Annotated in this window: 9 protein-coding genes; 6 read left to right on the top strand and 3 right to left on the bottom strand. The window is 65.3% G+C overall.

Going from position 1 to position 12,262, the window contains the following annotated elements; all coding sequences use genetic code 11:
- Positions 1–46: 46 nt before the first annotated feature.
- The 6 genes from yghU to ABV408_RS14880 all read left to right on the top strand — a co-directional run bounded on the left by yghU (position 47) and on the right by ABV408_RS14880 (position 6,725).
- A complete protein-coding gene (gene yghU / locus ABV408_RS14905; protein ID WP_035474857.1) occupies positions 47–901 on the top strand; it encodes a glutathione-dependent disulfide-bond oxidoreductase in 855 nt (284 codons plus the stop codon).
- 235 nt (positions 902–1,136) lie between these two features.
- Positions 1,137–2,423, top strand: a complete 1,287-nt coding sequence (locus ABV408_RS14900) for a dicarboxylate/amino acid:cation symporter (protein ID WP_353979686.1) — start codon at positions 1,137–1,139, stop codon at positions 2,421–2,423.
- Between the two features lie 50 nt (positions 2,424–2,473).
- A complete protein-coding gene (gene solA / locus ABV408_RS14895; RefSeq protein ID WP_353979685.1) occupies positions 2,474–3,655 on the top strand; it encodes an N-methyl-L-tryptophan oxidase in 1,182 nt (393 codons plus the stop codon).
- On the top strand, positions 3,652–4,128 hold the full coding sequence (locus tag ABV408_RS14890; protein ID WP_353979684.1) for a nucleoside deaminase: 477 nt from the start codon (positions 3,652–3,654) through the stop codon (positions 4,126–4,128). The genes solA and ABV408_RS14890 overlap by 4 nt, the downstream gene beginning before the upstream one ends.
- 453 nt (positions 4,129–4,581) lie before the next feature.
- Positions 4,582–5,007: a transcriptional regulator gene (locus ABV408_RS14885; RefSeq protein WP_353979683.1), complete on the top strand. Its 426-nt coding sequence runs from the start codon at positions 4,582–4,584 to the stop codon at positions 5,005–5,007.
- A 254-nt stretch (positions 5,008–5,261) separates the two neighbouring features.
- Entirely contained in the window at positions 5,262–6,725 is a 1,464-nt protein-coding gene (locus ABV408_RS14880; protein ID WP_353979682.1) for a catalase, read from the top strand.
- A gap of 123 nt (positions 6,726–6,848) precedes the next feature.
- Here ABV408_RS14880 and ABV408_RS14875 read toward each other — a convergent pair whose 3' ends face one another.
- The 3 genes from ABV408_RS14875 to ABV408_RS14865 all read right to left on the bottom strand — a co-directional run bounded on the left by ABV408_RS14875 (position 6,849) and on the right by ABV408_RS14865 (position 12,200).
- Positions 6,849–8,465, bottom strand: a complete 1,617-nt coding sequence (locus ABV408_RS14875) for a methyl-accepting chemotaxis protein (RefSeq protein ID WP_353979681.1) — start codon at positions 8,463–8,465, stop codon at positions 6,849–6,851.
- Between the two features lie 591 nt (positions 8,466–9,056).
- Positions 9,057–10,682, bottom strand: coding sequence for a methyl-accepting chemotaxis protein (locus ABV408_RS14870; protein WP_353979680.1), 1,626 nt, complete (start codon positions 10,680–10,682; stop codon positions 9,057–9,059).
- Between the two features lie 402 nt (positions 10,683–11,084).
- Entirely contained in the window at positions 11,085–12,200 is a 1,116-nt protein-coding gene (locus ABV408_RS14865; protein ID WP_353979679.1) for a nucleoid-associated protein, read from the bottom strand.
- Between the last annotated feature and the right edge of the window lie 62 nt (positions 12,201–12,262).

Below are 12,262 nucleotides of genomic sequence, written 5' to 3'. Positions count from 1 at the left end.
CCGTGATGACGGCGTCGTCGAGACCCCTTGTTGTCAAGGAGCTGTGATGAGCGACTATACCCCTCCCAAGGTCTGGGAACCCAAAGAGAGCGGCGGCAAGTTCGCCAGCATCAACCGGCCGGTGGCCGGGCCCACCCACGAGAAAGCGCTGCCGGTGGGCAAGCATCCTTTCCAGCTCTACTCGCTGGCCACCCCCAACGGGGTCAAGGCTGGGGTGATGTTCGAGGAGCTGCTGGCGCTGGGCAAGGACGCCGAATACGACGCCTGGCTGATCAATATCGGCGAGGGCGATCAGTTCGGCAGCGGCTTCGTCGAGGTCAACCCCAACTCCAAGATCCCGGCGCTGATGGACTACAGCGGGGACAAGCCGCTGCGAGTCTTCGAGTCCGGCTCGATCCTGCTGCATCTGGCGGAGAAGTTCGGCGCCTTCCTGCCCCAAGACACCGCCACGCGGGTGGAGACCCTCAACTGGCTGTTCTGGCAGATGGGCAGCGCGCCCTATCTGGGTGGCGGTTTCGGCCACTTCTACGCCTACGCGCCGGAGAAGCTGGAGTATCCGATCGACCGCTTCACCATGGAGACCAAGCGCCAGCTCGACGTGCTCGACCGGCGTCTGGCCGAGTCGCGCTATCTGGCCGGTGACGAATACACCATCGCCGATATCGCCAACTGGTCCTGGTATGGCCAGCTCGCCCTGGGGCGGCTCTACGACGCGGCGGAGTTCCTGCAGGTCGAGAGCTACACCCACGTGCAGCGCTGGGCCAAGGAGATCGATGCGCGTCCGGCGGTGCAGCGCGGGCGGATGGTCAACCGTACCTTCGGCGAACCGTCCAGCCAGCTCCACGAGCGTCACGACGCCAGCGATTTCGATACCCGCACCCAGGACAAGCTCGGCGGCTGAACCCGGCGCCTGCTCTCTTGTGACCCGGCCTCCTGGCCGGGTTTTGCGTATCCGGGGCCGCGATCCCGAAGCCGGTCCAGGTTGGCGGCCGGGATTGGCGGACGAATGGAATATGCGTCGATAATATGTCCATTCGGCCAGCGGCCTGGTGTCGCGCGCCGGCGCGTTCGTCACCCATCGCTCGTCGCTCATCGCGCTTCACCCATCGCGTTTCACCCATCAATAGGGCCTGCCCATGACGTCACTCTTTCGCGTCTACCTCGACGCTTCTCTGATTCTGCGTGTCACCATCGCCCTGGTGCTGGGTCTCGCTGCCGGCTTGCTGGGCGGCGAGACCCTGGCCGCCTGGGTGGCGCCGCTGGGCGATCAGCTGCTGCGCCTGCTCAAGTTTCTGATCGTCCCCATCGTGCTGTTCACGCTGATCGTGGGCATCAATCAGGCCGAGCTGGGGCGGCTCGGGCGCATGGGCGGCAAGGTGTTCGTCTACTACGTGGTGACCTCGGCGCTGGCGATCGTGGTCGGGCTGGCCGTCGCCTCGCTGCTCTCGCCGGGCAGTGGCATGACCCTCGATGACAGTGCCAGCGTCGCGGTCCCGGACAATCCCGGCATCGTCAGCGTGCTGCTGTCGATCGTGCCCAGCAATATCGTCGCTGCGCTGGCGGAGCCCAATCTGCTGGGGATCATCTTCACCGCCTTCGTGTTCGGGATCGCGCTGCTCAAGCTGCGCCAGCGCGGGGCGGCAACGCAAGGCGATGCCCAGTCCGATGACAGGACCCAGGGCGAGCTGGCGGAGAAGCTCTATGGGGTGATCGAAGGGCTCAACGCGGTGACCATGAAGGTGATGGCCGGGGTGCTGCAGTTCGTGCCGATCGGGGTCTTCGCCATCGTCACCGGCACCGTAGCCAAGCAGGGGCTGGGCACGATTCTCTCCCTCGGCAGCATGGTGCTGGTGCTCTACCTGGCGCTGGCCGTGCATCTGCTGCTCTACTGCGTGCTGATGAAGGGGTTCGGGGTGCGTCTCGGGGCCTTCTTCCGCGAGGCGCGCACGCCGATGGCGACCGCCTTCGCCACCCAGAGCAGCAGCGGCACGCTGCCGCTGACGCTCAACGCGGCGCAGCGCCTGGGGCTGCCGCGCAGTCTCTATGCCTTCAGCCTGCCGCTGGGGGCGACCGTCAACATGGATGGCGCCGCGATCCGCATCGCGATCTCGGCGGTGTTCGCCGCCAACGTCGCGGGTATCCCGCTCGATCTCACCGACATGCTCGAGATCGTACTGATCGGCACCCTGACCTCGATCGGTACCGCCGGGGTGCCGGGGGCGGGTATCGTGATGATCGCCACGGTGTTCGCCCAGGTCGGCCTGCCGATCGAGACGGTGGCGCTGCTGACCTCGATCGATGCGCTGGTGGGCATGGGCTGCACCGCGCTAAACGTCACCGGTGACTTGACCGGCAGTGCGATCATCGCGCGTAGCGAAGCGCGCTCGAGTGACGCGGCGGTGGCTCAGGAGCCGGCGGCCTGACGTCGGATAGGCCCACGCCGTCCCCCGGTTGTGAAAGGACAAGATAAGGCATGACACAGGCGACACACTCGGAGCTGCTGATCATCGGCGGCGGCAGTATGGGGCTGGCGGCGGCCGATCATCTGGCCGCGAGCGGTGCGGGGTCGGTACAGGTGCTGGACGCCCATGACCCGCCCCACGATCAGGGTGCCCACCATGGTGAGACGCGACTGATCCGGCTCGCCTATGGTGAAGGCGGCGGCTACGTGGCGCTGGCCCAGCGCGCCTGGGCGGGCTGGCAACGGCTCGAACGCGAGACCGGTGAGTCGCTGCTGTTGCCGACCGGGGTGCTCAACCTCGGCCCGGCGACCGCGTCCTTCATGCGTCAGGTCGCGGCCAGCGCGCGGGACCACGCGCTGCCGCTGGAGCAGCTCGATGGCCACGGCGTGGCGCGCCGCTGGCCCGGCTGGCGCAGCGGTCGTGAGGCATTGAGCGAGACCCATGTCGGCGCCTTCGAGGCGCGTGCCGGGGTGCTGCGGGTCGAGCGTATCCTCGCTTGCTGGCGCCGGCGCCTGGCGCGTCAAACCGGCGTGACACTGGCCACCGGCGCTCGGGTGGTTGCGCTAGAGGCGCTACCGGCGGGCGGTTACCTGGCCCGCTGCGCCGATGGCCGTTGCTTCGGTGCACGGCGCGTGCTGGCGGCCTGCGGTCAACACCTGGCCGGGCTGCTGGCGCCGCTTGGAGTGAGGCTGCCGCTGACACGGGTGCGCAAGACTTTCGCCTGGTACAGCGCGGATGCGCGCTATCAGCGTGAGCGCTTTCCGGGGTTCAGTCTCACCGATGACGAGCTGGGTATCTACTACGGCTTTCCCGATATCGATGGTGCCGGATTCAAGCTCGGCCGCCATGACGCCGGCCAGCCGCTGGCACCGGGGGAGCCGCTGCTGCCGTTCGGTCAGCACCCGGACGACATACCCGAGCTGGCGCAGGTGATCGCGCGCTATCTGCCCGGCGTCGGTGCACTGCGCCACGGCGCCGTATGCCAGTACATCCGGACTCCCGACGAGCACTTCCTGATCGACGAGCCGCTACCGGGGCTGGTGGTCGCTGGCGGTTTCTCCGGCCACGGCTTCAAGTTCGCGAGCGTGATGGGCGAGGTGCTCGGCGAGTGGCTATCACACGGCACGCGGGCGCCGGAACTCGCCGCCTTCGGGCTGGCACGCTTTCCCATCCGCTGTGAGGAGACCCCATGAGCGACAGCCAACAGACGCGCTTCCTGGCGCGCGCGGTGGCCCTGGCCGAGGCTGCGCTGGAGGCCGGCGACGAGCCCTTCGGCAGCGTGCTGGTGAGTGACACCGGCGAGTTGCTGGCCGAGGACCGCAATCGTATCTCCGGCGGCGATGCCACCCGCCATCCGGAGTTCGCCCTGGCGCGCTGGGCGGCGGAGCATCTCTCCCCCGAAGCGCGCGCCGCGGCTACCGTCTACACCTCCGGCGAGCACTGTCCGATGTGCGCCGCGGCGCATGGCTGGGTAGGGCTGGGGCGGATCGTCTACGCCAGTTCGGCAGCGCAGCTGATGACCTGGCTCGGCGAGCTGGGCCAGGCGGTGCCGCCGGTGGCGCCGCTGCCGATCACCGCGGTGGTCCCCGGGCTTCAAGTCGAGGGGCCAGTGGCCGGGTTCGACCAGCAGGTACGTGCGCTGCACCGGCGCCGACACGGCCACTGACGGCCATACTTCCCTCCGGGCCGTCGATCTGATGGCCCGCGACCATTGCAGCCGATAGCACTTGCAGCCGATGAGCCTGAAGGGGGGCGGCTATTCGGCCTGGTGGTCGGCGAGCGCGCTCCCGACCCTTCACGCCTCCCCGGGGCTTGTCGCGACGAATTCCACGAATTTGTGGTGTCTACGTCAAATCTTTCTAAGCTGACGAACGCGTCGCGCCTCACCTCTACTCGCCGCCGAGACTGAATGGCGCTGGATGATTACCCGTCGTCTCGGGGCTCGCGAGGTGATGGGACATACCTTCGTCGCGGTGAGAACGCGTTCGCGTCGCGATCTCGGCGCGCCAGCGGGTGCCGGGTAGCGCGTCCAAAGACGCGTCTTCGTTTAATCGACACTTCAATAGCGGGTTAAACAGAGATGCAGCTGAATTTTAATTAACGGTTCAAGTTATATCCCATGGATGAAAAAACCTTGTTTGCCGAGCGCTTGAGAGCGGCGCTGACTGCCGCCGGTTACGAACCACGCCCCTCGGTGCTGGAGCGGGAGTTCAATCTGCGCTACTGGGGCGCGCCAATGACGTTCCAGGGCGTCAGGCGCTGGCTGCGCGGTGAGTCGGTCCCGGCTCAGGAGAAGCTTCAGGTGCTGGCAGGATGGCTCGGGTTGGAGCCGCACTATCTGCGCTATGGTGCTCGAGCCGCCAGCGGCTCGCAGCCATCCCGGGCGACCTGGGAAATCGCGGTCGGCGGCGAGGAGGACGAGGTGCTGCGGGTCTACCGCGGCTTGCCCGACGAGCAGCGCCAGATTCTGCGTCAGGTCATTCTCACCTTTGCTCGCGCCAGTGGCCTGGAGCCGGATTCGTCCGAACCGCCTTCTCAAGCGTGATATGCAGGAAGCAGCGAAAGTGCACCACCACTTGTGACATCTGCACTTGCGCTGGATCAAATCGGCGCCGGGGATTGGACAGTCCGGCGCGCGGGGTTCTATACCTTCAAGTTGCACTCCGTGTTGTACCGTCTCGGTGGCATGACGAATTCTCCTGGTCCTGACCCAGAGTTTGTGCCGAGCCGATGGCGCGTGGTGGAGATGTGAGGCGATGCGATCGTCGCGTCGCCGCGTCGAACGAGGGAGAGATCACCGTGACCAGCGACAACCGCAAGCCGACGACGACGGATGCCGGCATCCCCGTCGCGAGCGAAGAGAATGCGCTCTCGGTGGGCCCGGATGGACCCATCGTCATGCATGATCATTATCTGATGGAGCAGATGGCGGCGTTCAACCGCGAGATGATCCCGGACCGCCAGCCCCACGCCAAGGGTGGCGGTGCCTTCGGTCACTTCGAGGTGACCCAGGACGTCAGCCGCTATACCAAGGCCAAGTTTCTGCAGCTAGGCAAGCAGACCGACATGGTGGCGCGTTTTTCCACCGTGGCAGGGGAGAGCGGTAGCCCCGATACCTGGCGCGACCCGCGCGGCTTCGCGTTGAAGTTCTATACCGAGGAAGGCAACTTCGACATGGTGGGTAACAATACCCCCGTGTTCTTCGTGCGCGATCCGATGAAGTTCCAGCACTTCATTCACTCGCAGAAGCGCCGTGCCGACAACGGCCTGCGCGATCACGACATGCAGTGGGACTTCTGGACCCTGGCGCCGGAATCGGCCCACCAGGTGACCTGGCTGATGGGGGACCGCGGCGTGCCCGCGACCTGGCGCCACATGAACGGCTACTCGAGCCACACCTACATGTGGGTCAATGCCGAAGGCGAGCGCTTCTGGGTCAAGTATCACTTCAAGACCGACCAGGGCATCAAGTGCATGACCCAGGAGCAGGCGGATCAGATGGCCGGTAGCGATGCCGACTACCACCGCCGTGATCTGTTCGAGGCGATCAAGCGTGGCGACTACCCGACCTGGACCCTGCACGTGCAGGTGATGCCGTTCGAGGAGGCCAAGGATTACCACATCAACCCGTTCGACCTGACCAAGGTCTGGCCCCACAGCGACTACCCGCTGATGGAAGTCGGCAAGATGACGCTCGACCGCAATCCGACCGATTTCCACAGTGAGATCGAACAGGCCGCCTTCGAACCCAACAACATGGTGCCGGGCACCGGGCTGTCGCCGGACAAGATGCTACTGGCGCGCTCGATCTCCTACGCCGATGCCCACCGCGCCCGGCTGGGGGTCAACTACAAGCACATTCCGGTCAACACGCCGCGCTGCCCGGTGCACAGCTACAGCAAGGGTGGCGCCATGCGCATGCACAACGCCAGCGACCCGGTCTACGCCCCCAACAGCAAGGGCGGTGCCAAGGCCGATCCGCAGCGTTACCCGGAAGATGCGGTGTGGTCTGCCGACGGTGAATTCGTGCGCACGGCCTATACGCTGCGCCCGGCCGACGATGACTGGAGCCAGGCCAACGACCTGGTCAACAAGGTGATGGACGACGCCGCGCGCGATCGCCTGGTCGACAATATCGTCGGCCATGTCTCCAGCGGCGTCGAAGAGCCGGTGCTATCGCGGGTATTCGAGTACTGGAAGAATGTCGATGCCAAGATCGGTGAGCGCGTGGAGGCGGGCGTGAAGGCCAACCACGGGCGCTGAACCCACGCCGGTGGGCGTGGCATTCGCCGCGCCGGGGTTAGCCCCGGGTGACACAGACAACGGCCCCGTCCATCAGGACGGGGCCGTTGTCTGTCGTGCCGTCGTTATCATGCCAGCGGGAGGTCAGAAGCTGCTCCACTCCTCGACTTCCTCGGTGGCCTGGCGCGGCGGCTGACGCTTGCTGGGCGCCGGCTGGGGCGAGGCCAGGCTGACGGTACGTGCGGCGGGGCTCGCGCCATCGTCGTAGCCGCGGAAGAAGCGTACCTCTTGCGCCAGCAGCTCGGCCTGGGACTGCAGGCTGGAGGTCACGGTGGTCGACTCCTCGACCAGGGTGGCGTTCTGCTGGGTCACGCTATCCATCTCGCCCACCGCCAGGTTGATCTGCTGGATGCCGGTGGACTGCTCGCGGCTGGCGACGGCGATCTCCGAGACCAGATCGGTGACCTTCTCGACGCTGTTGACGATCTGTGCCAGGGTCTCGCCGGAGCGGTTGACCAGCTTGGAGCCGCGGGCCACGCGCTGGGCGCTCTCGGAGACCAGCTGCTTGATCTCGCCGGCGGCGTCGGCACTGCGGCTGGCGAGCTGGCGCACCTCCTGGGCGACCACGGCGAAGCCGCGGCCCTGTTCGCCGGCACGCGCGGCCTCGACCGAAGCATTGAGCGCGAGCAGGTTGGTCTGGAAGGCGATCTCGTCGATCATGCCGATGATGTTGGAGATCTCCTTGCTGGAGGCGTCGATCTCGCGCATGGCGCCGATCGCCTCATCGACCACTTCGCCGCCCTGCTTGGCCTGGGTGCTCACCTCGCTGGCGAGGGTGTCGGCCTGGCCGGCGTTGTCGGCGTTCTGGCTGACGGTGTTGGTGATCTGCTCGAGTGCCGAAGCGGTCTCCTGCAGGCTGGCGGCCTGCTCCTGGGTGCGCTGGCTCAGATTCTCGTTGCTCGCGGACAGCTCGCCGGAGATCGACTCCACGGTGCGGGCGTTGTGTGCTACCTCGCGGATGACCCCGGTGAGCCTGTCACGCATGGCGGCCATGGCATCGAGCAGGCGCCCGAACTCGTCGCGGTAGCGGGTACTCAGGCGCACGCCCAAATTACCCTCGGCCAGCGCGGTGGAGAACTCCGTGGCCTCCTGCAGCGGGCGCAGGATGCCGCGGGCCAGCCACCAGCCGATGACGATGGCGATCACCAGTGCCACCAGAATGGCGGCGATGACGATCGTCCGGCTGGTCTGATAGTCCGCCTCACTCTTCTGGTAGCTAGCCAGTGTCGCCTCGCGCGACGAGCGATAGAGCTGGGTGATGATGTCGTAGAGGCTCGCGTAACTGGTATCGACCTGGGCATCGCTGGCGCTGCCACTATCGAGCAGATCGCGCAGCGTCTGGCGCTGTTGGGTATAAGTCGCGGCCAGTTGACGTTCGGTGTCGTTGGAGATCAGTTCGGGGGAGTAGCGGTCCCAAGCGTCGTCGGCGCGCTGGCGGTTCTTGTCGATCTCCTGGCGCTGGGCGTCGGAAAAGTTGTTGCCATCGACCTTGGCGAAGATCGTGCGATTGTCGCCGGTGGCGGATCGAACCGTGGAGAGTTCGATCATCGCTTGGACGTTCTCGTCGACGATCGAGCGCATCGCCTCCTGGGTCTGGCCATTGCTGAGCACGCCCTGCACGCCGACCGCGATCAGCAGCGCGATCAATATGCCCAAGGCGACGACGAGCCGTGCCTTGACGCTTTTGGCGATTCTTAACATCTGTGCTTCCTCGCTGGTGTAGTGCCTTCCATGGGTGCCACCTGGCTAGGACAGATGGCACGCTCCATCCGACGCTATCGGCGTCGCTTCAGAGAGGTTGAGCTAAATTCGCAGGATTCGATTTTTTTCGCGATTGATCGGTTTCGATTAGTAACTCAATGGTGTTTTCTGTTTGCTCGATACTCTGAAAAGCCAAGAAAATTAGACGTATAGCTTGCTTGATCCTGTGGTTTCACGGTTACTAGATCGTCTAATTCTAATTAGACTCCATCTCTCGGTTTATCGAACGATCCACTGTGGTAGCGCGGACGTCGGGTATCTCACGACGCGCCTGGAAGCTGTACCACTCATCTGCTTCCTGAGTCGGCCGTGGAGTCTGAGATTGGCGCTGCGGCTGACGGGGCTGTTGCGGATGTCGCGTGAGAAGACGCGAGGAGAGAGCGAGGGAGAAAGAGAGAAAGAGAGAAAGAGAGAAAGAGAGAAAGAGAGAAAGAGAGGCGTCGATGACAATGAGCGGCGGTCAGACGGAGAAGTGCGATGGCCAGCGTACCGCCCGATCCCTGGGCGATACGCTAGCGGGTAGAGTGAGGGTCAGAAGCTGCTCCACTCCTCCACTTCTTGCGAGGGCTGGCGGCGCTGCGGTTGGCGCTGTGGCTGACGGGACTGGGTGGACGGTGAGGCAAGGCTTGGGCGCACACTGCGCGGATGCGCTTGGCTCTCTTCGAAGCCGCGGAAGAAACTGATCTCCTGGGCCAGCAGTTCGGCCTGATTCTGCAGGGTACCGGTGACGGTGGTCGACTCCTCGACCAGGGTGGCGTTCTGCTGGGTCACGCTGTCCATCTCGCCCACCGCCAGATTGATCTGCTGGATGCCGGTGGACTGCTCGCGGCTGGCGACGGCGATCTCCGAGACCAGATCGGTGACCTTCTCGACGTTGGTGACGATCTGCGCCAGGGTCTCGCCGGAGCGATTGACCAGCTCGGAGCCACGCGCCACGCGCTGGGCGCTCTCGGAGACCAGCTGCTTGATCTCGCCGGCGGCGTCGGCACTGCGGCTGGCGAGCTGGCGCACCTCCTGGGCGACCACGGCGAAGCCGCGGCCCTGCTCGCCGGCACGGGCGGCCTCGACCGAAGCGTTGAGGGCGAGCAGGTTGGTCTGGAAGGCGATCTCGTCGATCATGCCGATGATGTTGGAGATCTGCTTACTGGAGGCATCGATCTCGCGCATGGCGCCGATCGCCTCGTCGACCACTTCGCCGCCCTGCTTGGCCTGGGTGCTCACCTCGCTGGCGAGGGTATCGGCCTGGCCGGCGTTGTCGGCGTTCTGGCTGACGGTGTTGGTGATCTGCTCGAGCGCCGAAGCGGTCTCCTGCAGGCTGGCGGCCTGCTCCTGGGTGCGCTGGCTCAGGTTCTCGTTGCTCGCGGCGAGCTCGGCGGAGATTGACTCCACGGTGCGCGCATTGTTCGCTACCTCGCTGATGACACCGGTGAGTTTGTCACGCATGGTTGCCATGGCATCGAGCAGGCGCCCGAACTCGTCGCGATAGCGGGTGTCGAGACGCACGCCCAGGTTGCCTCCGGCCAGCGCGGTGGAGAACTCGGTGGCCTCCTTCAGCGGGCGCAGGATGCCGCGGGCCAACCACCAGCCGAGGGCGATCGCCAGCAGCAGACTCACGCCGATGGCCGCGAAGACCAGGTAAAGGCTGGTGCGATACTCTCCGACACTCTTCTGATACTCGGCCAAGGTGGCCTCTCGGGCCAGGCGGTAGAGCTCGGTCACGACCTTGTAGATAGCGGTGTAGGTCGCGTCGATCTCGGTTTCTGCGGCGCCACTGTCGACCAGTTGGCGCAGCTTGTTCAGGGTGTCGAGGTATTCGCGCGACAGCTGCTGTTCGGCCTCGGTGGTGGCGAGTTCCGGGTGGTATTGCTTCCAGGCTTCGTCGGCGCGCTGGCGGTTCTCGGTGATCGCCTGGCGCTGTGCCGGGGACGGCTCGGCACCGCCGAGCTTGCCGAAAATGGTGCGGTTATCGGCGATCGCGGCTCTGACTGCCGCGAGGATGATCATCGTCTGGGTGTTGTCTTCTACGATGGTCTGCATGGCCTGATGGGTCTGACGGTTGGTCATGATGCCCTGCCCGCCGATCGCGATCAGCAGCAGAATGATCAAGCCCAGGCCCAGACAAAGCCTGGCCTTGACGCTATGTAGCGCACTTCTCATATCTTTTCCCCCGAATGGATACGCCTCTGGATGGGCCGCACGCGGCACGAACTGGCTGCGTAGTATTTATATCGGCGGGATTTAATTCTGATTTAAGTCAAGTTTAATTAAGTAGTTTGCGAATTATTGCTTGCGCCTTCCATTCTTTCGCCTTCGATCCTTTCGCCTTCGATCTTAGCTGCGAACCCTCGGCCGAGATGCATGGGCGTCATGAACGGGATGAGGTAGGCGCTATCGGTGGGTTCGGCACAAGGGAGGGGGCTGGGCGCACGAGGGGGCAGTCGGGACGTATGAGGGGGATAGTCAGGGCGCACGAAGGAGATAGTTGCGGCGTAAGACGGGAATAACAGAGAGGCCCGGCAGGTCGCCGGGCCAGTTAAGGGGCTTCGGGGTCCCGTACCGCTATTGACCGCGCTGCTTGATCTGATCCTTCAACTGCCCCGGGATCTGCTTGATGATCAGGCGCTCGCGCTCTTCGTCATACTCGATGCTGTTGCCCAGCAGGTGCGAGTCGAAGCTGATCGAGACCCCGGTGGCACGGCCGGTGAAGCGCTTGAACTGCTGCAGCGTGCGCTTGTCCGGCGGAATCTCGGCGGCCAGCCCGTAGTCCTGATTGCGGATGTAGTCGTAGAACGCCTTGGGCTGGCTCTCGTCGACCAGCTCGGAGAGCTCGTCCAGGGTGATCGGCTCGCCGCGCTTGGCCTGGGCGTTGGCGTAGTCGATCAGGGTGGTGGTCTTCTCGCGGCTGGCCTCCTCGCTGAGGTCTTCGTGCTCGACGTAGTCGCTGAAGGCCTTGAGCAGGGTGCGGGTCTCGGCGCTGGCATCGACCCCTTCGCGGCAGCCGAGCCACTCACGGAAGGCTGCGCTGGTCTTCTTGCTGCCGCGGTCCTGCACGTGGGCGATGTACTGACGCGACTCGCCGCGCTGCCACTGGGTCAGATCGATGCGCGCCGCCAGCATCAGCTGGCCGAGATTGAGCTGGTCGACCTCGACCACCTGGCCTTGCGCATCGAAGCCGTAGCCGTGGCGCTGGTGCAGCAGCGCCACGGTCAGAAACTCCGTCTCGCCCTGGCGGTTGTGCACGCACCAGAGCTGGCCGCCGACGGAGAGCTGGGCGTCGACCAGCGCCAGCAGATCCTGCGCCGCCTGGGTGGTGAAGTCGGTGAAGTTCAGCTCGCCGCGACGATAGCGTGTCAATTCGGCGGCGAAGCGCGAGGGCGGCATCGGGGCGGCCTGAGGGGGAGACCCGGCGGCGACCTGGGCGTCGGGCGTGAACGGGGGCGCCTCGTCACTCTCTTGTGCCCCAGGCGCGTCGTCCTCGTCGCTGGTGTCGGCCGACGTCTGGGACTCTACGAAGTGCCCCCAGGCCTTGGGCTTGGCGTGAAAGCTCTGATTCAACGCGGCCAGTAGCGACTCTGCGGCGTCGCCGGTGGGCAGCGCTTCGCCGGCGGTGAGGGTCGCGGGGCTGTCGTCGCCGCGCTTGTCGATGCGGTGGGCGCAGGCTTGCAGTATCGGCATGGGAACCTCGACGCGGTGGATGACACGCCCCGGGGCCGCGGTGGCAGCGCCGGGGGCGGGTT

This window comes from Salinicola endophyticus (genome assembly GCF_040536835.1).
GTDB lineage: Bacteria > Pseudomonadota > Gammaproteobacteria > Pseudomonadales > Halomonadaceae > Salinicola > Salinicola endophyticus_A.
Note: the sequence above shows the minus strand (reverse complement) of the source record. Positions and strands in the feature narration are given on the sequence as shown.